This is a genomic window from Arthrobacter sp. 8AJ (genome assembly GCF_902506025.1).
Lineage (GTDB): Bacteria > Actinomycetota > Actinomycetes > Actinomycetales > Micrococcaceae > Arthrobacter.
Genome location: NZ_LR733289.1, coordinates 2,164,196 through 2,191,183 on the forward strand (window position 1 = coordinate 2,164,196; position 26,988 = coordinate 2,191,183).

Consider the following 26,988-nt stretch of genomic DNA (forward strand, 5'->3'; position numbering starts at 1 on the left):
GCGTCATACAGCGATTCGACCGCAACGGAAAGGGCCTGCTCGGCCGTGAGATTGGGCCGCCAAAGCTTCTTCAGCGCACCGCGCGCGAAGACGGAGCCGGAGCCGACGGTGTGGTGTTCGTGTTCCTCGTACCTGCCGCCGGTGACGTCATAGGAAAACAGCCGGCCGACGCCTGCGCTGGTGTCGAAACCGGCGAACAGGGGCACCACTGCCAGGCCCTGCAGGGCCAAGGGAAGGTTGCCCCTGATCATGGCACCCAGCCGGTTTGCCTTGCCTTCAAGGCTGAGCTGGGTTCCTTCTATCTTTTCGTAGTGCTCAAGTTCAACCTGGAAAAGCCGGGTCAGGTCAATTGCTATGCCGGCTGTTCCGGCAATGCCGAGGACGGAGAAGTGGTCAGCCGGGAAGACCTTCTCGATGTGCCTGCTCGCAATGACGTTCCCCATGGTTGCCCGCCGGTCGCCCGCCATCAGGACGCCGCCGCCGTAGCTCATGGCAACGATGGTGGTGGCATGGGGAACCTGAACCGGGGCAGCCACCGACGCACCACCCTGGAGGGACCGGCTGAAAGGCAGTAGCTCAGGCCGGTCCCGCTGCAGGTGCTCGGTAAAGGACGAGGTGGCGTTGGCGGCTACCTGGTTGGCGGTTGATTCCTGCACTCATCACTCCTTGAACGTGGTACTTCAACGTCGGTACAGATCCCGGCCGTCCGCGGCTTCCGCCACCCAGCCGTCCGGGTTATTGGCCGCCCTTTTGGACGAATGCCCGGACGAACTCCTCGGCGTTGGATTCCAGGACGCCGTCGATCTCGTCGAGAAGGTCGTCCACGCCTTCGGTCGATGCCGATGCCTGTGCCTCGGGCGGTGCCGGGGGTGCCTCGGGGATGTCTTCGTCGACCTGGCTGTCCCGTGACTGCGGCTGCTGCTGCTCCTGGCCTGCCATTGGTTTCCCTCCTTCTTCCGTCGGTGGATCCGGCGGATCCTCCGATATGCCCATCCTGCCACGGGACGGGCGTTCCGGCGCGGTTTACGCCGCAGGCGGAGTGCTGTTGTGTCCCAGCAGTTCGCCGAGGAACGGTCCCGCTTCCCGGTAGCGTTCGAACAACGCTCCGGTCAGTGCTTTGGTTCCCCTCAGTGGCTCCCTGGTGGGCACGCGCTGGAGCCTCCCGTAGCCGGGCACGTCGAAGATCACCGAGTCCCAGCTGGCGCCTACAACGTCCTTGCCAAAGCTGCTGATGCACTTTCCCCGGAAGAACGCCCGGGTATCGGCCGGAGGCTCCGCGACGGCAGCGGCAATGGCGGAATCATCAACGACGCGCTGCATCCGGTTCCGGGACAGGAGCCGGTAGTAGAGGCCCTTCTCGGGCCTGATGTCGGCCCACTGGAGGTCAACCAGGCCCAGCCGGGCGTCGCTCCACTCCAGTCCGTCGCGCTGGCGGTAGCCGTCCAGCAGGGAAAGTTTGGCCAGCCACTCCACGGAGGTGGCGGCGGCAGCCCTGTCACTGTCGAGCTGGGTCAGAACCGACGCCCACCGTTCCAGGACCTCATGGGTATGGCCGTCGCCGTCCACGGCGTCACCCACTCCGGTGTCCTGGGCGAGCTTCGCTGCGGCCTCGTGGTACATCCACTGAAGGTCCAGGGCCGTCACGCGCCTGCCGTCCAGCAGGCGAAGCCTGGCGGTCAATGAGGTGTCGTGGCTTACCGTCTTGAGTGCTGCGACGGGCTCGTAGACCTCGATCTTGGGAGCGAGGCCGGCCTCGATGAGGCTGAGGACCAGGGCGGTAGTGCCGAATTTGAGGTAATTGGACACCTGGCTGAGGTTGGCGTCCCCGATGATCACGTGCAGGCGCCGGTATTTGTCGGCTGTGGCGTGGGGCTCGTCCCTGGTGTTGATGATGGGCCTGCGGATGGTGGTTTCCAGGCCCACCTCGGCCTCAAAGAAGTCGGCCCGCTGACTGATCTGGAAGCCCGGGGTGGAGCTGTCCTGGCCTATTCCCAACCGGCCGGCCCCGCACACCACCTGCCGGCTGACGAAGAACGGTGTCAGCCCCCGCACGATGTCTCCGAACGGTACTGACCTGGGCATCAGGTAGTTCTCGTGCGAACCGTACGACACGGACTTGTTGTCCGTGTTGTTTTTGTAAAGGTTGACCGGCGGCAGCGCCGGATCCGCGGCCAGCCGGCGAACGGCGGCGAGACCCACCAGATCGCCGGCAGCGTCCCAGGCCACGGCGTCACGGGGATTGGTGACCTCCGGGCTGGAGTACTCGGGATGGGCGTGGTCGACATACAGCCGGGCCCCATTGCCGAGGACCATGTTCATCAGGAGGGTCCCCGATTCATCCTGCCCGTCGAGCTCCAACTCCTCGCGGCCGTATGCCAGGGCCACCGCCTCAGCGTCGAGCACCGGCGGCTGGTCGGTCAGTTGGCTGGGATGGGCGGCACCACGGTCCACGGTCCACCCCCGGGCATCGTGCAGCGGCTCTTCATCCGTGTAGTCCCACCGGGTCTCCGCTCCGCCGGCCGCCCGCTGGCGGGTGACCTGGGCGTAGGCCTGGACCACGCGGGCGCTCATCATCGTGGCGTTGGCGGAAGGGGCGGACGGAGCGTGGATACCGTATTCGGTTTCGGCTCCCATGACCCGCATGGCCCCGCCGGCGGGGAGGGCTTCCCCGCCGGCGGATCCGTGTGAAACCGTCACAGATACTGTCCTGTGGTGGGCATGGTTTCGATGGACTTGCCGGGCTCCTGGCCGGCTTTGCCCTGCACAATGGTCCGGATATAGGTGATCCGTTCACCCTTCTTACCGGAGATGCGTGCCCAGTCGTCAGGGTTGGTGGTGTTGGGCATGTCTTCATGCTCACGGAACTCGTCCACCACCGCCCGCAGCAGGTGCTCGATCCGGAGCCCCTTCTGGTGCGAGGTCAGCAGGTCCTTGATGGCGTACTTCTTGGCCCGGTCCACCACGTTCTGCACCACGGCGCCGGAGTTGAAGTCCTTGAAGTACAGCATCTCGGTGTCACCGTTGGCGTAGGTGACCTCCAGGAACTCATTGGACTTGTCCGTGGAGTACATGGCTTCCACGGTGCGCTGGACCATGGCGTCAACGGTGGCCTGGACGTCACCGTTGTGTTCGGCGAGGTCCGATTCGTGGAACGGCAGGTCCGGCGTGATGTATTTGTTGAAAATATCGGCCGCTGCCTCCGCGTCAGGCCGCTGGATCTTGACCTTCACGTCCAGCCGTCCCGGACGGAGGATTGCGGGGTCGATCATGTCCTCGCGGTTGGACGCGCCGATGACGATCACGTTGTCCAGGCGTTCCACACCGTCAATCTCACTGAGGAGCTGGGGCACGATGGTGGTTTCGACGTCGGACGAGATGCCGGTGCCGCGGGTGCGGAACAGCGAGTCCATTTCATCGAAGAAGACCACCACGGGGCTGCCGTCGGAGGCCTTTTCCCGGGCGCGGGAGAAGATCAGGCGGATGTGACGCTCGGTTTCACCAACGTACTTGTCCAGGAGTTCGGGCCCTTTGATGTTCAGGAAGTAGCTCTTGAGGTCCACGTTCCCGGAGCGCTCGGCGGCGCGGGCAGCGAGGGAGTTGGCAACGGCCTTGGCAATGAGCGTCTTGCCGCAGCCCGGAGGGCCGTACAGGAGGATGCCCTTGGGGGCTTTGAGGCCATGCTCCCGGTAAAGGTCCGGGTGCAGGAACGGAAGTTCCACGGCGTCGCGGATCTGCTCGATCTGGGGGCCGAGGCCACCGATGTCCTCGTAGGTAATGTCCGGAACTTCCTCAAGGACCAGGTTTTCCACCTCTGAGCGGGGCACCTTCTCCAGCGCGTATCCGGTCCGTGAATCCACGGACAGGGCATCGCCAACCCGGAGCTTCTCGGACAGGAGTGCACCGGAAAGCCGCACCACGCGTTCTTCGTCCGCGCGGCCCACCACCAGGGCGCGGTCACGCCCCAGCATTTCCTTCAGGGTGGCCAGTTCACCGGCGCGTTCGTAGCCCAGGCCCGCGACGATCAGGAGGGCTTCGTTCAGCAGCACTTCCTGGCCCACGGAAAGCTGGTTGATGTTCACCAGCGGGCTGATGCCCACGCGCATCTTCCGGCCCGCGTTGAAGATGTCCACCGACTCCTCCGTGGCGGCCTGGCCGCTGTTGCCCGGAGCCGGCTGCCGTTTCGGGTTGATCTGGAGGATGGTGCCGAAGCTGTAGGGCGGCTGCCCTTCCTGGTCCAGGGCATTTTTCAGCCGGAGGATCTCTGCCTTCGCAGTTTCGAGCATGCTGACCAGCTTGGAGTTGTTCTGCGTTGCCGCTGCCAACTGGCGGTCGATGTGCCTGAGCTTGTCCCGAAGTATGTTGACCTGGCGGTCAGCAACCGAGAGGTCGTTGGCGGCAGACTGCTCTGCCGGTGTACGTCCGGAGTCCTGGTTTGGTGTCTCCATGATGTATCAGCCCCTTCCTGCGCTTCTCTTAAGACATTAGTCCCAAGAGGGCGGGTAGGGATGGAGACTCCCGAAATGTGGACTAGTTCGTAACCTCGGGGTTGTCCACCACGTTGGTCCCGGCGATGGCGTCCCGGGCGGCGCGCCGGAGTTTCTTGTCCGACACAGCCCGCTCCCCTACCGCACCGGGAGTCCAGGCGTTGACGTCCTCTTCGTTGAACTCGGTCTTTGACGGGCGGCGCTTGACCGAGATGCCGGTGACGCCGTCTGCGAGCCGCCGGGTGACCAGCAGGAATCCCGTGTGGGCCACCATGCGGTGGTCCGGGCGCACGGCGAGTCCTTCAAGGTGCCAGCCGCGGACCATCGACTCCCAGGCGTCGGGCTCGGTGAAACGGCCGTCGGCCCGGATGGCTTCCGCGGTACGTGAGAGCTGGGTGACCGTGGCGACGTAGTTGATCCACACGCCGCCGGGGGCAAGCACCGTGGCGACGGCGTCGAGGCACTCCCAGGGTGCCAGCATGTCCAGGACGACGCGGTCCACGGAGCCCGGTTCCTCGGCCTTGACCACTTCCTCCTGGAAGTCGCCGAGGGAAATCTGCCAGGCGGGGTGCGGGCCGCCGAAGATGGTTTCAACGTTGCCGCGGGCGATGTCAGCGAACTCTTCACGCCGCTCAAAGGAGTGCAGGTAGCCGTTGTCCCCCACCGCGCGGAGCAGCGAAATGGACAGGGCGCCGGAGCCCACGCCTGCTTCAACTACGCGTGCGCCGGGGAAGATGTCCGCCATGGTGACAATCTGGCCGGCGTCCTTGGGATAGACGACGGCGGCACCGCGCGGCATGGAGAGCACGAAATCAGACAGCAGGGGCCGGAGGGTCTGGTACTGCTGGCCCACGTTGTTCACCACGACCGAGCCGTCAACCTTGCCGATGATTTCGTCGTGGTTCAGGAAACCGCGGTGGGTGTGGAAGGCACCCCCGCGTTCCAGCGTGATGGTGTTCATGCGGCCGCGTTCGTCCGTCAGCTGGACGCGTTCGCCCTCCCGGAAAGGGCCCCGGCGACGGGCAGCGCCCACCGGCTGCGAGCCGCTGGCGGCAGCACCGGCTTGCGCTGCTCCCTTGGCGTCGTTGACGGCAGTTTCGCTGCTCATGATTCTTCCTCGCTCCTGTAAACCTGTTGTGCCGCGGCCCTGATGGTCCCTGGGGACGCTGGGCTTCCGCGGCAATGCACGACCGGCAGGTAACTCTACCGGGTCTGGCCCTGCGGGTGCCTATCGTTGCGGGGGCGCTTTCCGGTGATGGCTGCGAGGACAGCCTCCTGCGTCAGCAGCCCGGTGACCGTTCCGTTGTGGTCCACAACAGCGTAATGGCGTCCCTCAAGCTGGGAAAGGAACTGGATCAGCTCCTGCCCTTTGGACCATTCCGGAATGTAGGCTCCGGCAGCCAGGGGGAACGAAATGGCGGTGACGGGCGTGGTATCCGCCGCAGCGCCGGGTACGGATGCGAGGGCTCCCGGGTCCACCACGCCCTGCGGCCGTCCGTCCGGTCCGCAGACCACCACGGACTTTGTTCCCGCTGCGCCCAGGCGGAGGGCGTCCCGGACCGTGCCGGTGGAAGGAACGCCGGCAGCCGGCGTCGCCAGGGCTGCGGCGCTGACCAGCGGCAGCCGGCCGCGCAGCGTGCCCTGCTGGATGGACGCCGACGCGCCCATCCACAGGAACCCGCCCACCAGGATGGTGATCATGAGGAGGCTGAAGTCCGGCTGGTCACCGGCGAGGAACGGACGCAGGAGGAACCAGTAGGCAATGGCGAGGACGATGATCCGGCCGCCCCAGCCGGCCGCGACGGTTCCCTTTGCCTGGCTGCCGGTGGCCTTCCAGACGATGGATTCGACCAGCCGGCCGCCATCCAGCGGCAGGCCGGGCAGAACGTTGAAGACACCGATGAGGAAGTTGGCCCACATGAAGATGTTCGTGAGGATTTCGGCGACGCTTCCCAGGCTGTTCGTGCCGAGCAGCAGCCAGGCTCCGCCGGCCAGGACGAAGTTGGCGGCCGGCCCGGCCAGCGCAACCAGCACAGACCGTCCCGGTGAAGAGGTGAAGCTTTCGAACTGGGTGTGGCCGCCCCAAAGGTTCAGGACGATCTTTTGGGTCGGCCAGCCGTAGATTTTCGCCGTCAGGGCGTGGGCGAGCTCGTGGACGAGGACAGAGATGAGGAGCAGGACGGCGTAGGCAAAGGCCACGAGGTAGGCGCTCACGCCCAGCATGGGGTTGTTCCGCGCCAGAACCGGCCCATAGACGATTACCGTGAAGGCCGCGATCACGAACCACGAGTACGCGAGGACAATAGGCACGCCGGCGATGCGGCCCAGCGGAATGCCTTCACGCCGCGCCGGGCTGTCGGATTTGGCGCTTTGCCGGGCATCCGGTTCAGCCACGGGCGTCACCGGTGGAAGCCGCGGGAGCGCCCGCGGCGCCGGCCCGCGGAAGCAAGGCCTCCAGTTCGGTGAGGCTGCGGCCCGAAAGGGTGTCCCAGAGCTCGTAGCTGTGGTGCTCAGGCAGCGGGACAATATGAGGCACGGCAACCGTGGCGACGCCGGAGGCTACGGCCGCAGCCACGCCGGGTACGGAGTCTTCGAGGGCTACGCAGTGGTGGATTCCGAGGTCGGGATCGTTCTCCTGCAGGAGCTCGACGGCGGTCAGGTACGCCTCCGGGTGCGGCTTGCCCTGGCTCACGGTGTCACCGGTGACTACGACGTCGAAGTACGGCCGGGGAAGGTTCGCCACCACTTCGCGGGCCAGTGGGCCCTCGGACATGGTGACCAGGGCGCAGCGCACGCCGGCAACGTGCAGTTCCTCAAGGAGTTCGCGGGCGCCAGGACGCCACGGCACTTCCTGCTGGACGCTGCTGATGACCTGCGCAGTCAGGGTGTCGATGATTTCGCGGATTTCCAGTTCGACGCCGGCCCGCTGGAGCAGGCCCGCGGAGAATGTCAGTGACTGGCCAACCAGCTGCATTGCCTGGTCATGGCTCCATGTTCCCCCGTGCGCCTCCACCAGCGCGTGCTCCGCGGCAATCCAGTATGGCTCGGTGTCCACGATGGTCCCGTCCATGTCCCACAGGACGGCTTTGAGCGGGGAACTGGCGGCAGGAAATGGCATAACGCCAGTCTACGGTGCGTGGCTGGGCGGAGGCTGTGGGCTACGCCCTTGGCGAATATGCCATGGACCGGGCCTGCTGTGGACGGGTTTCAGGGGATTTGCGGCGCTTCATTCCATGCGCGGGCAAGCACCTTGGACGTAGGGTGAAGAAATGAATAGCTTCGAGGGAGACACCGCCGAACAGGGTGCCGGACCCGAGCGGGAACGGTTCCTGCAGCCAGTGGCTGACGGACAGCGCGTAACTGTGATGCTTGCCGCCTTTGAGGGGTGGAACGATGCCGGAGAAGCAGCCAGCGATTCGCTGCGCTACCTGAACAAACTGTGGGGCGGCAAGAAGGTCGCTTCCATTGATGCAGACGAGTACTACGACTTTCAGTTCACGCGGCCCACGGTGCGCAGGAATGCTGCCGGTGAGCGGAAGATCAAATGGCCTTCCACCCGGATCTACAAGGCCAGTGCACCGAACTCCAATGTGGACGTCATCTTTGTGCAGGGGACGGAGCCGTCCTATAAATGGCGGGCCTATACGGCGGAGCTGCTGGTCCATGCCGAGGCGCTGAATGTCGACTATGTGGTGCTGGTGGGCGCGCTGCTGGCGGATGTTCCGCACAGCCGCCCGATTCCGGTGAGCACGTCCTCGGATGACGCTCCGCTCCGGGAGCGCATGAACCTCGAAGCGTCGCAGTATGAGGGCCCGGTGGGGATTGTGGGTGTCCTGTCCGAGGTGGCACTCCTGGCGGGACTCCCTACTGTGTCGTTGTGGGCGGCCGTACCGCACTATGTGGCCCAGGCGCCCTCCCCCAAGGCGCAGCTTGCCCTCCTGCACCGCATCGAGGAGTTGCTGCAGGTGCCGCTGGACACCCACGAGCTGGCCGAGGAAGCGGATGCCTGGGAGCGCGGCGTGGACGAACTCGCTACCGAGGACCCGGAGATTGCTGCCTACGTGCGGCAGTTGGAGGAAGCGAAGGACACTGCCGACCTCCCTGAAGCGAGTGGCGAGTCCATTGCCCGTGAATTTGAGCGGTACCTGAAGCGGCGGGGCCAGGACCGCCCCTGACGTTGACGCACTGACTTGCCTAACGGGAAGGGCCCGGCCGGGAGCAATCGCGGCCGGGCCCTTCCCGTCTGCCGTAATGTGCGGACGCGTTAGAGCCGGATGCCCAGGAGGGCGTCCACCGCGTCCTTTACCAGGGCCGCGTCAGCGGGGCTGGCGGCAGCACCGGCGTCGTTCGCGTTCCGTGCCCAACGCGAGACCGCGGCAACCGCTGCCGGCGCATTCAGGTCGGCTGCCAGCGCCTCCCGCATCTCGGCCAGCAGCTGCTGGCCCGAGCCCTCGGGAGCGTGGTCAAGGGCTTTCCGCCACGCTGCAAGGTCGGCCTTGGCGGCCTGGAAGCCTTCGTCGGTCCAGGACCAATCGGAGCGGTAGTGGTGGGCCAGGATCGCCAGCCGTATTGCTGCCGGGTCCTCGCCGGCTGCGCGGAGCCCGGAGACCAGCACCAGGTTGCCCTTGGACTTGCTCATCTTTTCGCCGTCGAGGCCCACCATGCCCGCGTGGGCGTAGTGCTTGGCCAGGGGGACCCCAGCCAGGGAGTAAGCGTGGCCGGCGCCCATTTCGTGGTGCGGGAAGATCAGGTCCGATCCGCCGCCCTGCACGGTGAAGGGTGCGGGCAGGTACTTCTGCGCGATCACGGTGCACTCGATGTGCCAGCCGGGCCGTCCCGGTCCCAGGCTTCCACCGGGCCAGCTCGGCTCACCCTCGCGTTCCACCCGCCACAGCAACGGGTCAAGAGCCTGCCGCTTTCCGGCGCGGCCCGGATCCCCGCCGCGCTCGGCGAAGAGCTCCAGCATGGCGCTTTCGCCAAGGTGGGAAATGGATCCCAGGGCCCAGGCATCAGGTGCCGTTGACTGCTTGCCGGCGGCTTCGACGTCGTAATAGACATCCCCGTCAGGTTCGCCGTTGGTGCCGGCCACCCTGTATGCCAGCCCCATGCTGACCAGGCGTTCCACTTCGGGGACGATCAGGCCAATGGATTCGACGGCGCCGACGTAGTTGTCCGGCGCCAGGACGTTCAGCGCCTCCATATCGGTCTGGAAGAGTTCCACCTGTTCCGCGGCGAGGTCGCGCCAGTCGACGCCGGTGGCGGTGGCACGTTCCAGCAGGGGGTCATCCACGTCAGTGACGTTCTGTACGTAGGAGACCTCGCTGCCGGCATCGCGCCAGGCGCGGTTCAGGAGGTCAAAGGCGACATAGCTGGCCGCGTGCCCCATGTGGGTTGCGTCATAGGGCGTGATGCCGCAGACATACATGGAAGGCCTGGCCTCCCGTTCCAGGGCCACCTCTCGGCCCGCCGCGGTATCGAACAACCGGATGGCGGGGATGTTTCCGGGCAGGGCAGGCACAGGGCGGGAAGTCCAGGATTTCACATGCCAAGCCTAGTCCTAGGCGCTGATGACGCCGAAACCGAGGAGCAGGTACAGCGCGAGTCCAAGGAAGATCCGGTACCAGACAAAGAGCCGGTAGCTGCGGGTGGACACGAACTTCAGGAACCAGCCGATGATGACGTAACCCACTAGCAGGGCGATCACGGTGGCAAGCGCGGTCTCCGGCAGGCCGAAGGGCCCGGAGATCCCTTCCTTGGTAACCACCTTGTACAGCTGGTACAGCCCGCTGCCGAAGACCGCGGGGATGGCGAGCAGGAACGAGTACCGGGCCGCTGCCTCACGGGTGTAGCCCATCAGCAGGCCCGCGGTGATGGTGCCGCCGGAGCGGGAGACGCCGGGAATAAGGGCCAGGGCCTGCGCCAGGCCGTACAGCATGCCGTGCTTGTAGGTCAGGTGGGCAAGGTCCCGCTTTTGGGCGCCGATTGCGTCTGCCACGGCAAGGATGAGGCCGAAGACAATGAGCATGGTGGCCACGATCCACATGCTGCGGAGTACGGACTCGATCTGGTCCTGGAAGAGGAGCCCCAGGACGATGATGGGCAGGCTGCCCAGAATTACCAGCCAGCCCATCCGGGCGTCAGGGTCCTGTCGAGACACCTTGCCCGTAAGGGAGCCGGCCCAGGCCTTGACGATGCGGACGATGTCACGCCAAAAGAAGATCAGTACGGCGGTCTCCGTGCCGAGCTGGGTGATGGCCGTGAAGGCTGCCCCCGGGTCCTCTGCGTTGGGGAGGAATTCGCCCACGATCCGCAGGTGTGCGCTTGATGAAATCGGTAGAAATTCGGTCAGTCCCTGCACTAGGCCCAGCAGGGCCGCTTCAAACCAGTTCACGCTAAGACCCTACGGCATGGCAGCGCCGCTCCTGGCCGTAAGCTTGCTGCTATGCAGCAGCGTTACGTCGGCAACAGTGGATTGCGAGTTTCAGCCCTCTCCCTTGGCACCCGGTCCTGGGGTGGCGACACCGACGAACAGGACGCCTCGGAACTGCTGCGCACTTTCCTTGATGCCGGCGGCCGGCACGTGGACACGTCGGCGTCCTACGCGGGCGGCGGCTCGGAGGCGATCCTTGGCTCACTCCTGGGCGATGTGGTGTCCCGCACGGAGATTTCCATCTCCACGAAAGCGGGGATGACGACGCCGGATGGCCGGCGTGCGGTGGACGCCTCACGCAATGCGATGCTCACCGGGCTGGATGCAAGCCTGGCCAGGCTGGGCACCGACTATGTGGACCTGTGGTTCGCCGAAGCGTGGGATGGCAACGTTCCCCTCGATGAAACCCTGGCGGCACTGGAATTTGCGGTCCGCACCGGCCGGGCCAGATACGCGGGCATCTCAAACTACAGGGGCTGGCAGGCCGCCAAGGCCGCCGCCACGAGCAGTGTGCCACTGGTGGCCATCCAGGCCGAATACTCGTTCCTTAACCGGCGGGCGGAAGCGGAACTGATCCCCGCCGTTGAGGATGCCGGCCTGGGGCTGATGGCGTGGGCTCCGCTGGGCCGGGGGGTGCTCACAGGGAAGTACCGTGGCAGCATCCCCGCCGGTTCCCGGGGCGCCTCGGTCAGCGAAGCCGCCTACGTGGAGCCGTATCTGGAGGAGAAGCCGTCGCGGATCGTGGATGCGGTGTGCATGGCTGCCAACGGGCTGGGCCGGACTCCGCAGGATGTTTCGCTCGCCTGGCTGCTGTCACAGCACGGAGTTGCCACGGCGATCGTTGGCGCCCGGACACCGGTGCAGTTGAAGGAGATCCTCGATTCCCAGCTGGCGCCCCTGCCGCCGCAGATTGCACGCGCGCTGGAGGATGTTTCCGCAGTGTCCTAGCTTCCGCGCTGGAACTTCCCTGTACCTGGGGCGGTTCGGGCGGCCCTGCTATTCGTCGACGATTTCCAGGTCTTCGTCCTCGTCCACGTCGGTTTCTTCGTCCTCTTCATCCTCGTCGTCAAAGACCTGCAGGGGCGTTACTTCGTTGTAGGCCTCGTAGAGAGCGTCCTCGTAAACTTCGAAAGCATCGGCAACTGCGAAAAACGCTGCCTCAACGGAGGGATCACCGTCCCCGCGGCGGTTCGATGCTGCTATAAGGTGTTCTTCCAAAGCGGTGGTCAGGGACGAAAGCGCGACACGCGGATCGATGCTCATGACTTCACGTTAGCCGGAAAAGGACGAAAATGGAGAGCAAATGAAGGAACAATTTCTCACCAGCTCGGTCCAGCGGGAGCGGGATTATTTGCGGCAGTACGAGTACCTCGTACTGACCGTCAGCCCTGATGATTCCTTGCCGGAGGCTCGGCGCCGGCTCGTTGAACACTCCGAATACGGCAAGTGGGAGCTGGAGCGCAGCAAGCTGTACGTGGGTGGCGGCAGGCGCTTTTGGCTGCGGCGCCGGGTGATGCAGGTCCAGCGGACCGTCTAGAAATGTGTGGTCCAGCGGACCGTTTAGTCTTCCAACGGTCCCAGCCACGCGTTGGCTACGGTGGTGTGGGCTGATTCGTCGTCGGAGGGGTGGAACATCCCGGCCAGCACGTCCCGGTAAAGCCGTTCCAGTTCTGAGCCCCGGAAATAGCTTGATCCCCCGCTGACCCGGATGGCCAGGTCCACCACGCGACGGGCGGTTTCGGTGGCGTTCACTTTCAGTCCCACCAGTTTGGGAAACCACTGGCTTCCGTGGTCAGCCAGGGCGTCGACGTCGGCGGTGACGGTCCTGAGCTGCGGGTATAGGACGTCCATGGCCATGGCGGCGTCTGCCACCTTCCAGCGGATGTCGGGGTCCTGGGCGTAGCTTCGCCCGCCGTTCTTGAAGGATGTGCGCCGCTTCACGTTCTCCACGCCCACGGCCAGGGCGCGTTCGCCGAGACCTGTGTAGACGGCGGCCAGGAGGCTCTCGAAGCAGGCGAAGATCGCGAAGATCAGGGGGTCGGCGTTGGGGCCGACGGGCAGCTTGCGGAAGATGCGGTCGGCTGGAGCTTTGACGGCTTCCAGGACCGTGGTGGCGGACTGGCTGGCCCGCATGCCCAAGGTGTCCCAGTCGTCCAGGATCCGGTAGCCGGAAGTTTCCCGCGTGATGAATCCGTGGACCAGTTCCCCGGCGCCGTCCCGGGCTGCAGCATCTTTCCCGAAGATGCCCAGACGGGTCCAGGCCGGCGACAGGCTGGTGAAAATCTTGGTACCGGTGAAGGAATAGCCGCCATCCTGTTCCGGTGTGGCGGTGGTCCGTGAATCGAAGAGGACCGAGTCGTTCCCGGCTTCCGAGTTGCCAAAGGCGAAGACCTCGCCCTGGGCAGCTTCCTTGAGGACGAAATCGAGCGAGTTGTCGCCCCGCGCCGCCAGGACGTGCGCGACGCCGGTCCAGACCAGGTGCATGTTGACGGCCAAAGCGGTGGCCGGGGCAGCCGTTGCCAGCCTGCGCTGGCACTGCGCCGCCGCTTCGAGCCCAAGCCCTGCGCCGCCGTCGGACGCTGGTACGAAAAGCTTCAAGTAGCCTGCCGCTGCCAACTCCTCCAGGTCCTCGTGGAAGAAGGCGTTGTTACGGTCATATCCGGCGGCGCGGCTGCGGATGCGCTCCAGGAGCTCATCCGGCAGCAGTTCCTCTGGGCTCACGGCGGACTCCTCTTAGTAGTTGGTGAGCAGGGTGTCCAGGACCCGGGCACCGAACTTCAGGGAATCCGCCGGGACGCGCTCGTCCACCCCGTGGAACATGCCGGTGAAGTCCAGCTCATCCGGCAGCATGAGGGGCGCAAATCCATAGCCGGTGATGCCCAGGCGGCTGAGCGACTTGTTGTCCGTACCGCCGGAGAGCGTGTAGGGCAGCACCTTGGCGCCGGGGTCCTCCTTGTGGAGAGCGTCGATCATCGAGTCCACCAGGTTGCCGGCGAACGGGACCTCCAGCGAGACGTCGTTGTGGACGTAGCTGACGTCCACGCCGTTGCCGGCGAGGTCGCGCACGATTTCGAGGACCTGCTGTTCCTGGCCCGGGAGGGTCCGGCAGTCAACCAGTGCTTCGGCGGACTCGGGAATGACGTTGTGCTTGTAGCCGCCTTTGAGGAGGGTGGGATTCGTGGTGTTCTGCAGGGTCGCGCCGACGAACCGCGCCACCGTACCCAACTGGTTGAGCAGCAGGTCGGGGTTGTCGGCGTCGAACTCAACTCCGGTGAGTTCAGTCACCCCGTCAAGGAATTGCCGGGTGGTGGGAGTGAGCTCGATGGGCCACTTGTATTCGCCAATCCTGGTCACGGCAGCGGCCAGGCGGGTCACGGCATTGTCGGTGTTGATCTGCGAACCGTGGCCGGCACGTCCGTGCGCAACGAGGCGGAGCCAGGAGATGCCCTTTTCCGCGGTCTGCAGCAGGTAGGTCCGCTGGCCGCCGATAGTGGCCGAGAAGCCGCCCACCTCGGAGATGGCTTCGGTGGCGCCTTCGAAAAGTTCGGGCCGGTTGTCGACGGCGTAGCGGGCGCCATACACGCCACCGGCCTCCTCATCCGCGAAGAAAGCGAAGATGATGTCCCGCTTGGGCTTCCGGCCCTCCCTGGCAAAACTCCTCAGCACCGAAAGGATCATTGCGTCCATGTCCTTCATGTCGACGGCGCCGCGTCCCCAAATGAGGCCATCTTTCAGTTCTGCCCCGAACGGGTCAACGGACCACTGGTCCCGGAGCGCTGGAACGACGTCCAAGTGGCCGTGGACCACCAGGGCACTGGCCGAGGGGTCCTCCCCCGCCATCCTGGTGACAACGTTCGCACGGCCGGGAGCCGACTCGAAGATCTCGGCGTCCAGCCCCACTTCCTCGATGAGCCCGGCGGCATACTCTGCCGCAGCCCGCTCCCCCGGCCCCGATCCGTCGCCATAGTTGGAAGTGTCGATCCGGATGAGTTCCTGGCAGATCCGGACAACTTCATCCTCGGGCAGGACGTCAGGCATGGATGGCTCCTTGGTAGGGAATGACTGGTTGGCACGAGCTGAATCGCTGCCCTCAGCCTACCTACTTGGCCCGATTCGTTGTTCCCGGAAAGTTCGTGTTAGAGTTTTTCTCGCTGCTTCGGAGAGGCGCGAAACGCTGAAAGGCGGAGACGCTTCCCGAAATACCACCTGCGCGGGTGGCGGAATGGCAGACGCGCTAGCTTGAGGTGCTAGTCCTCGAAAGGGGGTGGGGGTTCAAGTCCCCCTCCGCGCACGATGGGAAGCCCCGGAACATCAATGATGTTCCGGGGCTTTTTTGTGTCTCCAACCACGTCGCAACCGGAATCCAACCGTGGCCCCGTTCCTGATTCTCTACACGAGCGGAGCATCGACCTGGAGGGCTCCAGCACCATGGTTTTGCCTTGGTTTTCGTTAGGGTGGGAGCTACGTGGGCGGCAGCAAAATGCTTTCTCACCGGAAGCCAGGGGTGACGGCCCCTGTGGGCCGCACGCGTCAGAGTTCGCAGCCCGCACTTAACGCGGGCCCTCGGGACGGAAGCAGGGGGAATGATGGCCGGCACCCGGAACACCAGGGATGGTCAGGTCCCCAAGTACTTCTACGCCACAGGTGGGTGGGGCAGGGAAACGGTCATCTACGCCTACACGCATGAGGAGTCCCTGACCTGGGCCACATGGGCATGGGTCTGATCTGGTTCCTCATGTCCATCGTCTGCACGGCCCTGTTCACAGGTGGCTGGCTGCTGAGTCTCCACACCCTCCGGGGTGAGCTCAAGGCCCGAAAGCGCCGCAAGGACAGGGGCCTGCCCAAGCCAACGCACGGTGTCACCGACGACCAGGCCCGGCGCTGGTTCGAGGAGCACCCAGGAACCCTGGAGATCAGCCGGGAAAACTTCCCGCTCAGCACCCGCCCGTTCCCGGGCGAACCCGACTACCTGCCCAGCCACGAGAAACGAGCCTGACAATGGTTTACGACCGGGAACGGTTTGCGCGCGAGGACGCCGTCTACGCCGAGCATAAGAGGGCGGTCGCCGCCGGTGAGAAGCGCGTGCTCCGCAAGACCAGCACGGGCGAGCTGCACAGCTACCCGGCCGATGAGATCGGGTTCACGCCCGGTGGCGGACAGGCCCAGGTCAGCACCTGGTGGGGCATGGCCATTGTCTGCTCCGTCCTGGGGCTGCTGTTTCTCGGATCGTTGGTCATGCTCATCGTGACCTTGCTGCAGGGGCACGGGGAATGGGGCATTCTGTTGCCGCTCCTCATGGGCGCGTTCGGAGTCGTTTACACGTTCCGACTTTCCAGGGACGAGTACTTGGCCACCCAGTTGCGCAAGCTACGAGGTTCCCCGAAGCCAAGCTCGAGCGGCAGCGTCGACATCAACCTCCTTGAGCTGGGCCAGAACCGCGGCGACCAGCCCGGCGCGTCCCGGTAGGATTCGACCCGTGTTCAACCAGGACAAGCAATTCCGCAAGCCCGACGGAACGCCCTACGACCCGAGCAGCTTCAACGTGCGCCAGTACGAGGAACAGTACGGTCCCGGCGGTGTCCCCGAGGGATGGTCAATGGCAGCCACCACACCCGTCCAGAGCCCAGCCCTGATCACGGGCATTGCTGTCTTCACCGCCCTCCTCAGCGGGGGAATGCTGGCGGTCGGGATTCTCGTCGTCGCGCAGGGCGGCGAACTGAGCACCGCCCTCCTGGGGCTTGGCGTGGGGACCGGTGGCTTGGTGATGTCCGCATTCGCGTTCAGGACCGCCGTGAAGCGCCGCCGCTGGCTGCGCGAACGGGAAAAAACGAACGGACAGGGGAACTGATGGAGTACCTCTACGGCTTCCTTGCCGTCATTCTTGCCGTGGTGGTGCTGCGGCTGCTGAACGCCCACTGGCAGCGCAAGCATTGGCGTACCCGGCCGCCCAGGCACCGGGGCAATGCGCAGTCCCAACGAGGCCGGGTGTACAAGGACCCGCCGCCCACGAACTACAACGCCGATCCCTACAGCGGTTGGCCCTAGGCGCCGGTAGCGACAGGCTCGTCGCCATCCGTAGTCCACACCCGGGGCCAATTCGGCGAGCGCCGCAAGCGCCAGGCAGATGGCCTAAAGCGAGCCTGATGTCCTGCCTCATCAGCACAACGGTGGACAGCGCGGGCCGACTCGCTCGTGCGCTTGTCCACACGTGGTGCCGTGGGTTGCGCAATTAGCCGGGTAGCCTAGGGGCAGCCGCGCCAGATCCGGCATCGTCCCACGTCAACTCGGGTTTTATGTCCTGGCATGGACTATTTGTCACCAAGGCGCCATGCTGCGCCTTCCAGGAAGAAGGACCCGTGAAGAGGACCAGGCCACTATCACTCGCCTTGGCGGTGATCGCAGTCGCGGGCAGTGCCTTCCTTGGCACCGGCAGTGCCCAGGCTGGACCCCAGGAGAACAACCCCTGCCAGCGGCTGTCTGCGGGACAGGTGAAGTACAACAGCTTCGGTGCTAACCGGGTAACGTTCGCTACCGCCACCGGCCGTGAATCCAACGTCGTCACCATCACCGGGTGCGTTCGTTCCGGCAATGGCTATGTCCAGGAATGGCAGGACTGGGGCTACGCGGGGCTAAAAGGCTTCGCTCCGCCGGGACTGACCTGGGAGGACACATTCAAGTCACCGACCGGCTCGTACAGCGTCACCGAGGCATTGGGCCGCTCCAACCCGGGCACGGCCCTTGCCTACCATACGGTCAACACAAACTCCCGCTGGGGCGGTGAGTACGGACCTACCTACAACCAGTACTTCGAAGGCAGCGGCGGTCCCTCTGACGAGAACCTCTACACCTACATGAACCAGGGGTATTACGAACAGGCGGCGGTCATCAACTACAACCGCCAGCCGGACATGAATACCGTACAGGGGGCCTCCTACGCAATCTTCCTGCACGCCGGCCGCACCACGTCCGCCGGCTGCCTGTCCACCAGCCTTGAGACGGTCAACAGGTTCCTGCGCAGCAGCCGCCCCGGCGATCGAATCATCATGGGCGCAGTCGATGACATCTTCACCCCGTATTCAGCGGATCCCTTTGGCGCCATCACACAGAAATACAGCCTGGGCGGAGGGCCGGCCGGCCAGCTTGGCAGCCCGGTCTCCAACGAGGTGGGTGGACTGAGGGACGGTGGCGCCTTCCAGAACTACCAGGGAGGAGCCATCATCTGGTCTCCCCTCTCCGGAGCCCATTTCTCGTGGGGAGCCACCCGCGGCAAGTGGGCCTCCCTCGATTATGAAAACGGCCCCCTCGGCTACCCGGTCACCGACGAAGTTGGAGGCCTGCGTGGCGGTGGCCTCTACCAGGTGTACCAGGGCGGCGTCATCATGTTTTCCCCCGCCAGCGGCGCGTACCTTTCGTCTTTCGGGCCAATCCGGGACAAGTGGGCAGAAACCGGATTCGAAAACGGCGCCTTGGGATACCCCGTCAGTGACGTCATCACCGGCCTGAAGGACGGCGGCTCCTACCAGGCGTACCAGAATGGCGCGATCTTCTCCTCACCCGCTGCGGGAACGCACGCCGTCACAGCGGGCATCTACGGCAAGTGGCGCTCCCAGGGAGCTGAAGGTGGCCTCTTGGGATACCCAACAACCGATGAGTTCCGCGGGCTCCGCAATGGCGGCTCCTGGCAGGGGTTCCAGGGCGGGGCGATCATGTTTTCCCCAGCGTCCGGAGCCGCAGTCAGCGCCGGCCCGATCCGTGACAAATGGGCCTCCACGGGTTTTGAGTGGGGCAGCCTGGGCTACCCGGCCACCGATGTGATCACCGGCCTAAAGGAAGGAGGTGCCTTCCAGAACTACCAGGGAGGCTCCATCCTGTGGACCCCGGCAAACGGCGCCATCATCTCCGTGGGAGCCATCCGCAACGTCTGGGCCGGACAGAACTTCGAGCACGGTGTCCTCGGCTACCCCACCACGGATGAGTACGGCACGCCAGGAGGCGCTGTTGCCCAGAACTACCAGGGCGGCGTCATCTACTTCGTGCCCAACGTCGGAACCTACGCGGTATCCGGGGCCATCTTCACAAAGCATGAGGCAATGGGCCGCTCACTCGGCGCTGCCGTCAGTCCCCAGGTGGCCATCAAGAACGGCGGGCTGTACCAGAACTTCCAGAGCGGCTCCATCCTCTGGTCCCCTGCCACCGGCGCCCACGAGTCCATTGGTGCCACCCGCGGAGCCTGGGCCCAGGCCGGCTACGAGAACGGGTTCCTCGGCTACCCAACGAGTGACGAAATACCGGTCAGCGGTGGCGTCAAACAGACCTACCAGGGCGGATCCATCTACTGGACCGCAGCCCTCGGAGCCTTCTCCATGCCGTCAGAGTTCAGCGCCGCATTCGATGCTGTGAACGGTCCAGCCACCCTGGGGTTTCCCGGAACCAACCGGGTGACCGGGCTGAAGGACGGTGGCTCCTTCATCAACTTCCAGAAGAGCGCCCTGATCTCCAGCCCGGCCACCGGAGTTCGCCTCTCCGTCGGCAAGACCCGCGACGCCTGGGCAGGGACCGGTTTCGAGTGGGGCAGGCTTGGTTACCCGACCACGGATAACTACGTGACGGCAGACGGCAGCACCGTCCAGGATTTCCAGGGCGGACGGATCACCGTTCCCAAGGACGGCACGGCCAGGATCGATTACGGCACCTCCTGAACCCCGTCACGGGGATGCGATCCCTGCGCGGACTGGGCGGCTAGGGGGTAATTGTCAGCGGCCTCGTCCTTGCAGCGCACGAGGCCCGGCTGAAACCTTCCGCATGGCGAACACGGTTGTTCGTCCCGGTATCGTCACACCAATCCACGCCGAAAGGGTAGGCCTCAACACTGGCCTCCCCCGGCGCTGCCGCCAGCGGCACGTCGAACTGGTAAGAAAACCCGCCGGCATCGTTCATCGCGGCAGTCGTGCTGACGACGGTGTGGCCGGCGGAGTCGGTGACCGAGACGTAAATCCGGGCGTCCTGGCCGTACCGGGGATTGCAGTCAACGTCGGCCGCGTGGACTGTGACGGCGTCACCCGGTTTCGCGACGGCCGGGGTCACGGCATAGCTTGGGGGCAAACAGGGCGGCTCCCCTTGCCACGACCCGCCGCAGGCGGACGACAGACACGACACAAGCACACCCGCCGTGGCCATCACTGCCACGCTTTTCCGCGACTGATCGGCTCGGTGAGCCCGGAACCCCATGGCCTCATTATGCAGGTCGCGGGAAATCCGTCAGGTCCGCACTGCGTCGTCGCCCTGTCGTCAGGCCAGGCGTTCCTTGACGATCTCGCTGACGGCTTTGCCGTCGAAGCGTCCGCCGATTTTGGGGGTTACGGACTTCATGACCGTACCCATGGAACGCATTGTCAGGGCGGTGCCCCCGGCCCCCAATTCCGCGATGACCCCGTCGATGATGGCTTCAGCTTCCTCGCGGGTCAAGGCCTTGGGCAGGTAGGCCTCGATGACCTCAGCCTCGGCGATCTCGGCCTGTGCCCGGTCGTCGTGCCCGGCGGCGGAATAGGTGGCGGCCGTGTCACGGCGCTTGGCGGCCTCTTTCTGCAGCAACGCCGTGACCTGGAGGTCATCGAGCTCAACCGGAGTCTTTCCTGACTTCTCCCGCGTTTCGATCTCACCGAGGACGTTGCGCACCGTGGTGAGGGCGACCTTGTTGCCGGCTTTCATGTGGGCGACGACGTCGCCCTTCAGCTTTTCCTTCAATGACATGTTCTGCCTCATTCTTCAGGGGTGTGGAAGCGGCCTGGGACAAGCCTATTCCCACCTGGCCGGACTGCTGCCGCATCGTGGCTTGTTCGGCCCGCCCGGGGAACAGACAGTTTGCGCGCGGCCATAGGCTAGTTTGGAATCCGCAGCGGCCTGGTCCCCCGGGCCCCGAAAGGAGCACCGAGTGGACAGCACGGTTGGCAAGTGGTTCCTGAACCGGGCCGAGCGCGGAAACCCGGCCTCCTTGATCCATGCCGGCGGTGCAGAATCTCCACCCTGGTCGGAAGGCAACCTGGTCAGGCCCCTGGTGCATGGAGCTGCCTATTTCTCCAGGCTGCACGCGGAACTGTCCGGCCTGAAGGCCGGAGACCGGGTATGGTTCACTGACTGGCGCGGCGACGGTGATGAGCAGTTGGAACCGGGTGGTACGACGATTGGCGGGTTGCTCGCGGAACTGGCCCGGTCCGGCGTCGAAGTACGCGGCCTTGTCTGGAGGTCACACGGCGAACGGGTGTCAGCCCCCATCAGTGGACGCTCAAACGAGCTCCTCAGCCGCCAGATCAACGACGCCGGCGGGGAGGCGCTGTTGGATCAGCGCGTCCGGATCTTCGGTTCCCACCATCAGAAACTGGTGGTCATCCGCCGTCGTGACGACCCCTCCCACGACGTAGCCTTCGTCGGGGGAATCGACCTTTCACACAGCCGCCGCGATGATGCCGGCCATGCCGGAGACCCGCAGGCAGTGAAGATGGATTCCCGCTACGGGCAGCGGCCTCCTTGGCACGATGCCGCCCTTGAACTGCGCGGCCCCATCGTTGCCGATGTGCTCGCAGTGTTCGCAGAACGGTGGAACGACCCCCACCCGCTGGACCGCAAAACTCCTTACCGGATGCTGTTGCAGCGCCTGGCCCGCATGCCGAGGCACCCCAAGCCGTTGCCGGAGGCCGCTCCGCCCCCGCCACCGGCCGGCCCTCACGCCGTCCAACTGCTGCGCACCTACGGTGTAAAGCACCCGCCCTTCCCGTTCGCCCCCAATGGAGAACGAAGCATAGCCAGGGCGTACGCAAAGGCCTTCGCTCAGGCCCGCTCACTCATCTACATCGAGGACCAGTACCTGTGGTCAACGGAAGTCGCCGCCGGCATTGCAGACGCCCTCAAGCGCAACCACAGCCTCAAGGTCATCATCGTGGTGCCCCGGTACCCGGACTCTGACGGTTTCCTTGGCGGACCGCCCAGGCGCCTGGGGCAACTGCGTGCCATCGGCATGCTCCGCCGGGCCGCTCCGGACCGGGTGGGGGTGTTCGACCTGGAGAACAGCGACGGGACACCGATCTACGTCCACGCCAAGATCTGCATCATCGACGACACCTGGTTCACCTGCGGGTCGGACAACTTCAACCGCCGGTCCTGGACAACCGACAGCGAGCTCACCTGTGCGGTAATCGACACATCGGCCGGCCGGACGCCCGGTGACAACAAGGGCGGGATGGGGACCCACCCGCTCGCGGGGAAGCTGCGGCTCCAGCTCTGGGCCGAGCATCTGGGCCTTGACCAGGACGACCCCCGTCTCCTGGCGGACGGGGGCGAACTGGAGCTGTGGAACAGCGCGGCCGATGGCCTGGACCAGTGGCACCGCACCGGCCGTTCCACACCCCGCCCGGCCGGGCAGGTGCGTCACCACACACCCCAGCCCGTCCCGCCGTTCCACCAACTGTGGGCCGAGCCCATCTACCGGTTCATTGTGGACCCGGATGGCCGGCCGCGCCCGCTGCGTGGCACGAGCCGGTTCTAGGAAGGCGGGAATAAATCAATGGGGGAAAAATGAGGGTGATACAGTCCGCGGCGCTCTCGGTGGTGCTGGCGGCCGGCCTGGCCGGCTGCACTGATTCCGGGTCCGCGCCCGGGCCGCAGCAGCAAAGCCCCACGGTGGAACCTGCTCCCGGTGTTCCCTCCTCTGCGGGGCCTGTGACTCTGAGGGGACAGTTCCAGTCCCAGGGAGCACTCACGACGGGAACGGTGACGATCCACGTCACCAAAGCCGGTGCTGTCCTGCAGCTGGAGAACCTTGCAACCGGCACCGGCGACGATCTTCGCCTGATGTTGAGCCCGGGCACGCTGGTCCCAGGGACGGGCGGCAGCGCTGGACTGTCCTCCACCAAGCTGATCGAACTGGGGCCGCTCACGGGCGCGGGCCAGCGGGTGGAAATGGACGCCGCCAGGTGGGCCGCCCTGCGGGAACCCATCCGCAGCGTAGTGATCTATGACTACGCCGGGAAGACCGCCCTGGGCACCGCCAACCTGCAGGAAGACTGAACGCCCATGGACTGGGGCGCTGCTCCCGTGCTGCGCTTTCGGTAGGTTGGAGCGGTAGGGCATCCGCAACCGGGCATGGGAGACAACATGAAGGCAGTTATGTACGAGGAGACAGGGCCCGCATCCGTGCTGAAGCTCCGGGACAGGCCATTAGCGGAGCCAGGAGCGGGAGAAGTCCGCGTCCGGGTGGTGGTGTCCGGAGTGAACCCCACCGACTGGAAGTCGCGGTCCGGAAGCGGAAGCAGGAAGCTGGATGCCCCGAAGGTTCCAAACCAGGACGGAGCCGGAGTCATCGACCAGCTGGGTGCCGGAGTGGCCGGCTTCACCGTGGGCGATCGCGTCTGGCTGTGGGACGTCGCCTGGGGCGGCAACGAAGGTACCGCCCAGGAATACGTGGTGGTGCCGAGCCACAAAGCAGTGGCCCTTCCCGACGCCGAGTCCTTCGATACCGGCGCCTCGTTGGGGATCCCGGCCCTGACGGCGCACCGGGCCCTGACCTCGAACGAGGACGGGCCGGCCCGGCCCGGCTCTCCCCCGGTGCCCTGGCGGGGCGCACCGTCCTGGTCACGGGAGGCGCCGGAGCCGTAGGCCATGCGGCCATCCAGCTTGCCCGATGGGCCGGTGCCGCCGTCATCACGACCGTCAGCGGGGACCGCAAGGCTGAGCTTGCCCGCCGTGCCGGAGCCGGAACGGTCATCAACTACCGGACGGACGACGTTGTCGACGCCGTCCACCAGCTGGCCGCGGACGGCGTCGACATCATTGTGGACGTCAACGCGCCCGCCAACATAGAAACGGACCTGCAGATCCTCAAACCGGGCGGAACCATCTCCATCTACGCCGCGAACCCCGGAGAATCACTCACGGTCCCCATCCGCGAAAGCATGACCAAGAACGTCCGGTACCAGTTCATCCTCACGTACACAGTCACCGACGACCAGAAACGGCACGCCGTGGCCGCCGTCGCCGAAGCGCTCGCCGCCGGTGCGCTCCGGGTGGGTGAAGAACACGGGCTGCCACTGACGCGGTTCCCGCTGGAGCAGACTTCCGCAGCCCATGATGCGGTGGAACAGGAGACCATCGGAAAGGTGCTTATCGACGTCATGCCGGCCACCTGAGGCCTTACCGCGAATCAACGCGAGAGGCGGTCCCTGGCTGCGTGCTCAACCAGGACCGGTATGAACGCCCGGACCCTGCCCGTGTCCAGGAGGCTGTGTTCCTGCTGCACTACATCCTCAATGTGCTCCCTGGACAGGGCGGGAAACTTCGCCGCGAGCCTGTCCACCACATCGCCCAGAGCCCGCAACTCTTCGCTTACTCCCATTGGGGAAGTGTCAGGGATCCGGCCAACCCCGTCAAGACTTGACTAAAGGGGGAAGGGACGTCGAGCGCGCCCACCACAGGGCAGAGTACGACGACGGCCGGGCGGCCGCGCGCGGAGGTCCGGGCCCGCGCTCCACGCCGGCCCACCCGCGACAGTCACGTCGTCGGTCAGTGCGGGTGGAGCCTCCGGGACCGCGGGTGCCGGTTCCGTCCCTGGGCATGCGGCCCCGCCGCCACTGGACGGTACTCAATCCGCCGCTTTTCCGTCCGGATGTCGCGCCGTTCCTGCCGCCGCGCCTTCCTTTCGGGCCGGTCGATGGCGGACAGGATGGTCAGCGTCACGGTGACCCACAGGAACGCCGTCCCCAACACCAAAGCGATTTCCAGCTCAGTGCTCATGCATCAATTTTAGGCCCGCGGCGCAGGATCCAACCCCTGCAGACCCACAGCATCGACGCGTAAACCCACAGGGTTCAGAGCAACCCCAGTCCTTTGACAGCAGCCATGACATCGGAGACCTGGACAGCAAGCAAGGCAGGGTCCGGCTGTGCCGCGAAGGTGTCCCCGCGCCGCAGTTCGGCCCGGGTCAGGACAACATGGGGTCCCGGCGGCGGACCCCAGATCTCAGGCGGGGCCGGACCAAAGAGCACCACGGATGGGGTGCCGTACGCAGATGCCAGGTGCGCAGCCCCGGTATCGGCCGAGACCACCAGGCGCGCGGCGGCAATCGTGGCAGCGAACTCCCCCAGGCCCAGCACCCCTGCCAGTACGGCCGTGCCGGGCAGTCCTGCAAGGCGGCACACTTCCCCGGCGCGCTCCCTTTCGGACGTACCTCCGGTGAAGACCACCTGGTGTCCGGTTTCGGTCAGTGCCGTCGCCACCGCGGCAAAGCGCTCCGCCGGCCACAGCCTGCTGCCGTAGGCGGCTCCCACATGCAGGACTGTTGCGCCGGGGACGGGACTGGGAACGTGCGGTGTGTTCAACTGCACATCCAGCGGATCGGCTTCCACTCCATGCCATTCGAGGAGCCGGACCCAGCGCTCGCGCTCATGCAGCTCCGGCCGCCAGGGCGGCCCGTCCCGGTAGGCGCTTCTATGGCCCAAGGTCTGGCGGGCCCTCAACGCCTCGATCCTCCCCTGGCTCTCCGGGCCGCTGCCGTGCAGGTTGATGGCCACGTCCACCACGCCGGGATCCATCGCCAGCGGCTCGTCGAGACCGTGCGTAGGCAGCAGCTCATAGCCACCCACCAGTCCCAGGGCCTCCGACAGCCACCCCTGCGCGGCGTAGCGGAGCCGGTGCCCGGGAAAAGCGCGTTGGATGCCCTTCAGCGCCGGTACGGCCACCAACAGGTCGCCCAGCTTCAAGGCACGCAGGACCAAAAGCTCCGGTTTGCCGTCTGCGGGTATCGGAGCACCGGCCTCCTCCGCCATAACCGCGCCGCTCATGCGTCCTGCTTCGCGAACGTGGTGGCGGTGAGGCTGCGGACGTCCTCATAGACTTCCGTGACGCCTATACCGGCCACCGCCGAGTCGTCGTGGACGCAGCGCGGTGCTGTCCAGCCCACTTGGGTGACGTCGATGCCGCAGGTGGGGCAGGCCGTGACCCATGAGGCGTGGACGCGGTGAAGGCTCCGCCCCAGCGCCCCGGCATTAATCACGTTGCCCGCCCAGAAGATGCCGACCGTCGGCACGCCGAGGGCCTGCGCCAGATGCCTCGGTCCGCTGTCATTGGCCACCACAACGCCGGCTTCCGCCAGCAGCGCCACCAGGCCTGCCATATCCAGTTCGCCTGCCGCGGAATGAACTGCCGCGGAGGCCGCCCGGGAGGCAACTTCCGCTGCCAGCTCCTGTTCACTGGAATCGCCGATAATGACCACCCGCGAACCATCAGCCGCGCAGGCAGCGGCAAGTTCCGCGAACTTGGCTGCGGGCCAACGACGGCGGGGGTCGGTGGCGCCGGGGTGGATCACCACGAGCGGCTGGTCGCCGTCGCCGCCGTCGACTTGGGAGGGTGCTGCCGGCGGGGAGGGTTCAAGCCGCGCCTCAAGGTCCACGGGGAACGCGCCGGCGAACCCGGCCACCTCCAAGGCCCTGAGGGGTTCGTGCTGGTAATAGAGGTACGGGACGGTGCGCTCAAGGCTTGCGGCGTCGGCCGTCCGGGTCCCCACCGTATGGCGTGCCCCCAGCCGCAGCAGGAAGGGGTTCGAGTACCGTCCCCCGCCGTGGAGCTGGACGGCCACATCAAAGTGGCGCGCGCGCATATCGGCAAAGAAACGGTCCAGTTCTCCGGCGTCCTCTTCCCCGGGCCGTACGCCTTCCGCGAACGGCAGGACAACGACCTCGTCCACCGGGCTTTCCACCGCTCCGAGCAGCGCCTTGTGGATCGGCGTGCCCAGCAAGGTGATCCTCGATGCAGGATAGGCCGCCTTCAACGCAGCCATTGCCGGAACAGCGAAGATCAGGTCCCCCAGGCCGCCTCCGCGCAGGACAACGATCCTGGACACATCATCAAACTTCTCCAGCACGGGACCGACGCCCACACCAATTTGTTCCGCACCGCCAAACTCTGCAGTGAGTTGCTCCACAAACCGCCCCTTCCGTCACCGGGAGGGAACAGCCCGGCCGCCCCTCCACTGCCCATGCAGCCGCTCAGCGGTTCTAAACCCGCGGCCGCTCCTTTGAACCTTTACCC

The 26,988-nt window shown here is 65.7% G+C and carries 29 protein-coding genes, 1 tRNA gene and 1 pseudogene; 13 read left to right on the forward strand and 18 right to left on the reverse strand.

Annotated elements, in window-relative coordinates:
• The 7 genes from prcB to BACI349Y_RS10120 all read right to left on the reverse strand — a co-directional run.
• On the reverse strand, positions 1 to 656 hold a 656-nt coding region (prcB, locus tag BACI349Y_RS10090), incomplete at its 3' end, for a proteasome subunit beta (RefSeq protein WP_159635501.1).
• A 79-nt stretch (positions 657 to 735) separates the two neighbouring features.
• Positions 736 to 939, reverse strand: coding sequence for a ubiquitin-like protein Pup (locus tag BACI349Y_RS10095; RefSeq protein ID WP_015937113.1), 204 nt, complete (start codon positions 937 to 939; stop codon positions 736 to 738).
• Positions 940 to 1,023: 84 nt separating this feature from the next.
• Positions 1,024 to 2,643, reverse strand: a complete 1,620-nt coding sequence (dop, locus tag BACI349Y_RS10100) for a depupylase/deamidase Dop (RefSeq protein WP_159635504.1) — start codon at positions 2,641 to 2,643, stop codon at positions 1,024 to 1,026.
• A gap of 50 nt (positions 2,644 to 2,693) precedes the next feature.
• Positions 2,694 to 4,445: a proteasome ATPase gene (arc, locus tag BACI349Y_RS10105; RefSeq protein ID WP_159631983.1), complete on the reverse strand. Its 1,752-nt coding sequence runs from the start codon at positions 4,443 to 4,445 to the stop codon at positions 2,694 to 2,696.
• An 82-nt stretch (positions 4,446 to 4,527) separates the two neighbouring features.
• Positions 4,528 to 5,592, reverse strand: a complete 1,065-nt coding sequence (locus tag BACI349Y_RS10110; RefSeq protein WP_159631984.1) for a tRNA (adenine-N1)-methyltransferase — start codon at positions 5,590 to 5,592, stop codon at positions 4,528 to 4,530.
• 95 nt (positions 5,593 to 5,687) lie between these two features.
• On the reverse strand, positions 5,688 to 6,878 hold the full coding sequence (locus tag BACI349Y_RS10115) for a site-2 protease family protein (RefSeq protein ID WP_159631985.1): 1,191 nt from the start codon (positions 6,876 to 6,878) through the stop codon (positions 5,688 to 5,690).
• Positions 6,871 to 7,554: an HAD family hydrolase gene (locus tag BACI349Y_RS10120; RefSeq protein WP_236561013.1), complete on the reverse strand. Its 684-nt coding sequence runs from the start codon at positions 7,552 to 7,554 to the stop codon at positions 6,871 to 6,873. The genes BACI349Y_RS10115 and BACI349Y_RS10120 overlap by 8 nt, the downstream gene beginning before the upstream one ends.
• 199 nt (positions 7,555 to 7,753) lie before the next feature.
• On the opposite strand from BACI349Y_RS10120, the gene BACI349Y_RS10125 reads away from it, so the two are divergent.
• Positions 7,754 to 8,659: a PAC2 family protein gene (locus tag BACI349Y_RS10125; RefSeq protein WP_159631987.1), complete on the forward strand. Its 906-nt coding sequence runs from the start codon at positions 7,754 to 7,756 to the stop codon at positions 8,657 to 8,659.
• A gap of 89 nt (positions 8,660 to 8,748) precedes the next feature.
• Here BACI349Y_RS10125 and mshC read toward each other — a convergent pair whose 3' ends face one another.
• On the reverse strand, positions 8,749 to 10,026 hold the full coding sequence (gene mshC, locus BACI349Y_RS10130; protein ID WP_159631988.1) for a cysteine--1-D-myo-inosityl 2-amino-2-deoxy-alpha-D-glucopyranoside ligase: 1,278 nt from the start codon (positions 10,024 to 10,026) through the stop codon (positions 8,749 to 8,751).
• Between the two features lie 15 nt (positions 10,027 to 10,041).
• Positions 10,042 to 10,875 (reverse strand): undecaprenyl-diphosphate phosphatase, encoded by an 834-nt coding sequence (locus BACI349Y_RS10135; RefSeq protein WP_159631989.1) that lies wholly within the window; start codon positions 10,873 to 10,875, stop codon positions 10,042 to 10,044.
• Positions 10,876 to 10,926: 51 nt separating this feature from the next.
• Here BACI349Y_RS10135 and BACI349Y_RS10140 point away from each other — a divergent pair, with 51 nt between their 5' ends.
• Positions 10,927 to 11,862, forward strand: coding sequence for an aldo/keto reductase (locus BACI349Y_RS10140; RefSeq protein WP_159631990.1), 936 nt, complete (start codon positions 10,927 to 10,929; stop codon positions 11,860 to 11,862).
• A gap of 48 nt (positions 11,863 to 11,910) precedes the next feature.
• Here BACI349Y_RS10140 and BACI349Y_RS10145 read toward each other — a convergent pair whose 3' ends face one another.
• Positions 11,911 to 12,177: a hypothetical protein gene (locus BACI349Y_RS10145; protein WP_159631991.1), complete on the reverse strand. Its 267-nt coding sequence runs from the start codon at positions 12,175 to 12,177 to the stop codon at positions 11,911 to 11,913.
• 40 nt (positions 12,178 to 12,217) lie between these two features.
• Between BACI349Y_RS10145 and BACI349Y_RS10150 the strand changes: the two genes are divergently transcribed.
• Complete coding sequence (locus BACI349Y_RS10150; RefSeq protein ID WP_018771130.1) at positions 12,218 to 12,451, forward strand: DUF5703 family protein; 234 nt, start codon at positions 12,218 to 12,220, stop codon at positions 12,449 to 12,451.
• Between the two features lie 23 nt (positions 12,452 to 12,474).
• Here BACI349Y_RS10150 and BACI349Y_RS10155 read toward each other — a convergent pair whose 3' ends face one another.
• Together BACI349Y_RS10155 and BACI349Y_RS10160 are read right to left on the reverse strand one after the other, a co-directional pair.
• Positions 12,475 to 13,635 carry an acyl-CoA dehydrogenase family protein gene (locus BACI349Y_RS10155; protein WP_159631992.1) on the reverse strand — a complete coding sequence of 387 codons (1,161 nt, stop codon included), beginning with the start codon at positions 13,633 to 13,635 and terminating at the stop codon, positions 12,475 to 12,477.
• A 12-nt stretch (positions 13,636 to 13,647) separates the two neighbouring features.
• Positions 13,648 to 14,952: a M20/M25/M40 family metallo-hydrolase gene (locus tag BACI349Y_RS10160; RefSeq protein WP_159631993.1), complete on the reverse strand. Its 1,305-nt coding sequence runs from the start codon at positions 14,950 to 14,952 to the stop codon at positions 13,648 to 13,650.
• Between the two features lie 170 nt (positions 14,953 to 15,122).
• Here BACI349Y_RS10160 and BACI349Y_RS10165 point away from each other — a divergent pair.
• The 7 genes from BACI349Y_RS10165 to BACI349Y_RS10195 all read left to right on the forward strand — a co-directional run bounded on the left by BACI349Y_RS10165 (position 15,123) and on the right by BACI349Y_RS10195 (position 19,613).
• Positions 15,123 to 15,205: transfer RNA gene (locus BACI349Y_RS10165), tRNA-Leu, on the forward strand.
• A gap of 292 nt (positions 15,206 to 15,497) precedes the next feature.
• A complete protein-coding gene (locus tag BACI349Y_RS10170) occupies positions 15,498 to 15,638 on the forward strand; it encodes a hypothetical protein (protein WP_159631994.1) in 141 nt (46 codons plus the stop codon).
• On the forward strand, positions 15,623 to 15,910 hold the full coding sequence (locus BACI349Y_RS10175; RefSeq protein WP_159631995.1) for a hypothetical protein: 288 nt from the start codon (positions 15,623 to 15,625) through the stop codon (positions 15,908 to 15,910). The genes BACI349Y_RS10170 and BACI349Y_RS10175 overlap by 16 nt, the downstream gene beginning before the upstream one ends.
• A gap of 2 nt (positions 15,911 to 15,912) precedes the next feature.
• Positions 15,913 to 16,380: a hypothetical protein gene (locus tag BACI349Y_RS10180; RefSeq protein WP_159631996.1), complete on the forward strand. Its 468-nt coding sequence runs from the start codon at positions 15,913 to 15,915 to the stop codon at positions 16,378 to 16,380.
• A gap of 10 nt (positions 16,381 to 16,390) precedes the next feature.
• Positions 16,391 to 16,762 carry a hypothetical protein gene (locus BACI349Y_RS10185; protein WP_159631997.1) on the forward strand — a complete coding sequence of 124 codons (372 nt, stop codon included), beginning with the start codon at positions 16,391 to 16,393 and terminating at the stop codon, positions 16,760 to 16,762.
• Positions 16,762 to 16,959: a hypothetical protein gene (locus tag BACI349Y_RS10190; RefSeq protein ID WP_159631998.1), complete on the forward strand. Its 198-nt coding sequence runs from the start codon at positions 16,762 to 16,764 to the stop codon at positions 16,957 to 16,959. Before BACI349Y_RS10185 ends, BACI349Y_RS10190 begins: the two co-directional genes overlap by 1 nt.
• Before the next feature lie 311 nt (positions 16,960 to 17,270).
• Positions 17,271 to 19,613, forward strand: coding sequence for a hypothetical protein (locus tag BACI349Y_RS10195; protein WP_159631999.1), 2,343 nt, complete (start codon positions 17,271 to 17,273; stop codon positions 19,611 to 19,613).
• A gap of 40 nt (positions 19,614 to 19,653) precedes the next feature.
• Here the strand turns inward: BACI349Y_RS10195 and BACI349Y_RS10200 are convergent, their stop codons facing one another.
• Entirely contained in the window at positions 19,654 to 19,998 is a 345-nt protein-coding gene (locus BACI349Y_RS10200) for a hypothetical protein (RefSeq protein WP_159635507.1), read from the reverse strand.
• 204 nt (positions 19,999 to 20,202) lie between these two features.
• Complete coding sequence (locus BACI349Y_RS10205) at positions 20,203 to 20,664, reverse strand: GatB/YqeY domain-containing protein (protein WP_159632000.1); 462 nt, start codon at positions 20,662 to 20,664, stop codon at positions 20,203 to 20,205.
• Positions 20,665 to 20,845: 181 nt separating this feature from the next.
• Here BACI349Y_RS10205 and BACI349Y_RS10210 point away from each other — a divergent pair, with 181 nt between their 5' ends.
• From BACI349Y_RS10210 to BACI349Y_RS10220, 3 genes and pseudogenes are all read left to right on the forward strand, one after another.
• Entirely contained in the window at positions 20,846 to 22,453 is a 1,608-nt protein-coding gene (locus tag BACI349Y_RS10210; RefSeq protein WP_159632001.1) for a phospholipase D family protein, read from the forward strand.
• A 29-nt stretch (positions 22,454 to 22,482) separates the two neighbouring features.
• The gene (locus BACI349Y_RS10215; RefSeq protein WP_159632002.1) at positions 22,483 to 22,974 is read left to right on the forward strand and encodes a DM13 domain-containing protein; all 492 of its coding nucleotides are present in this window, start codon (positions 22,483 to 22,485) and stop codon (positions 22,972 to 22,974) included.
• An 87-nt stretch (positions 22,975 to 23,061) separates the two neighbouring features.
• Positions 23,062 to 24,092, forward strand: a pseudogene (locus tag BACI349Y_RS10220) (NADPH:quinone reductase).
• 14 nt (positions 24,093 to 24,106) lie between these two features.
• On the opposite strand, the gene BACI349Y_RS10225 reads toward BACI349Y_RS10220, so the two are convergent.
• From BACI349Y_RS10225 to BACI349Y_RS10240, 4 genes are all read right to left on the reverse strand, one after another.
• A complete protein-coding gene (locus tag BACI349Y_RS10225; RefSeq protein ID WP_142133845.1) occupies positions 24,107 to 24,298 on the reverse strand; it encodes a three-helix bundle dimerization domain-containing protein in 192 nt (63 codons plus the stop codon).
• A gap of 167 nt (positions 24,299 to 24,465) precedes the next feature.
• Positions 24,466 to 24,696: a hypothetical protein gene (locus BACI349Y_RS10230; protein WP_159632003.1), complete on the reverse strand. Its 231-nt coding sequence runs from the start codon at positions 24,694 to 24,696 to the stop codon at positions 24,466 to 24,468.
• Between the two features lie 74 nt (positions 24,697 to 24,770).
• Positions 24,771 to 25,742, reverse strand: a complete 972-nt coding sequence (locus BACI349Y_RS10235) for a glycosyltransferase family 9 protein (protein WP_236560791.1) — start codon at positions 25,740 to 25,742, stop codon at positions 24,771 to 24,773.
• Entirely contained in the window at positions 25,739 to 26,881 is a 1,143-nt protein-coding gene (locus BACI349Y_RS10240; RefSeq protein WP_159632004.1) for a glycosyltransferase family 9 protein, read from the reverse strand. The genes BACI349Y_RS10235 and BACI349Y_RS10240 overlap by 4 nt, the downstream gene beginning before the upstream one ends.
• Between the last annotated feature and the right edge of the window lie 107 nt (positions 26,882 to 26,988).

Excerpts from the sequence above, each read along its gene's own strand:
- BACI349Y_RS10095 (WP_015937113.1), bottom strand. The coding sequence starts at position 939 with ATGGCAGGCCAGGAGCAGCAGCAGCCGCAGTCACGGGACAGCCAGGTC.
- dop (WP_159635504.1), bottom strand. The coding sequence starts at position 2,643 with ATGCGGGTCATGGGAGCCGAAACCGAATACGGTATCCACGCTCCGTCC.
- arc (WP_159631983.1), bottom strand. The coding sequence starts at position 4,445 with ATGGAGACACCAAACCAGGACTCCGGACGTACACCGGCAGAGCAGTCT.
- BACI349Y_RS10110 (WP_159631984.1), bottom strand. The coding sequence starts at position 5,592 with ATGAGCAGCGAAACTGCCGTCAACGACGCCAAGGGAGCAGCGCAAGCC.
- BACI349Y_RS10120 (WP_236561013.1), bottom strand. The coding sequence starts at position 7,554 with ATGGACGGGACCATCGTGGACACCGAGCCATACTGGATTGCCGCGGAG.
- BACI349Y_RS10125 (WP_159631987.1), top strand. The coding sequence starts at position 7,754 with ATGAATAGCTTCGAGGGAGACACCGCCGAACAGGGTGCCGGACCCGAG.
- BACI349Y_RS10140 (WP_159631990.1), top strand. The coding sequence starts at position 10,927 with ATGCAGCAGCGTTACGTCGGCAACAGTGGATTGCGAGTTTCAGCCCTC.
- BACI349Y_RS10145 (WP_159631991.1), bottom strand. The coding sequence starts at position 12,177 with ATGAGCATCGATCCGCGTGTCGCGCTTTCGTCCCTGACCACCGCTTTG.
- BACI349Y_RS10150 (WP_018771130.1), top strand. The coding sequence starts at position 12,218 with ATGAAGGAACAATTTCTCACCAGCTCGGTCCAGCGGGAGCGGGATTAT.
- BACI349Y_RS10160 (WP_159631993.1), bottom strand. The coding sequence starts at position 14,952 with ATGCCTGACGTCCTGCCCGAGGATGAAGTTGTCCGGATCTGCCAGGAA.
- BACI349Y_RS10170 (WP_159631994.1), top strand. The coding sequence starts at position 15,498 with ATGATGGCCGGCACCCGGAACACCAGGGATGGTCAGGTCCCCAAGTAC.
- BACI349Y_RS10175 (WP_159631995.1), top strand. The coding sequence starts at position 15,623 with ATGGGCATGGGTCTGATCTGGTTCCTCATGTCCATCGTCTGCACGGCC.
- BACI349Y_RS10180 (WP_159631996.1), top strand. The coding sequence starts at position 15,913 with ATGGTTTACGACCGGGAACGGTTTGCGCGCGAGGACGCCGTCTACGCC.
- BACI349Y_RS10190 (WP_159631998.1), top strand. The coding sequence starts at position 16,762 with ATGGAGTACCTCTACGGCTTCCTTGCCGTCATTCTTGCCGTGGTGGTG.
- BACI349Y_RS10205 (WP_159632000.1), bottom strand. The coding sequence starts at position 20,664 with ATGTCATTGAAGGAAAAGCTGAAGGGCGACGTCGTCGCCCACATGAAA.
- BACI349Y_RS10215 (WP_159632002.1), top strand. The coding sequence starts at position 22,483 with ATGAGGGTGATACAGTCCGCGGCGCTCTCGGTGGTGCTGGCGGCCGGC.
- BACI349Y_RS10225 (WP_142133845.1), bottom strand. The coding sequence starts at position 24,298 with ATGGGAGTAAGCGAAGAGTTGCGGGCTCTGGGCGATGTGGTGGACAGG.
- BACI349Y_RS10230 (WP_159632003.1), bottom strand. The coding sequence starts at position 24,696 with ATGAGCACTGAGCTGGAAATCGCTTTGGTGTTGGGGACGGCGTTCCTG.
- BACI349Y_RS10235 (WP_236560791.1), bottom strand. The coding sequence starts at position 25,742 with ATGAGCGGCGCGGTTATGGCGGAGGAGGCCGGTGCTCCGATACCCGCA.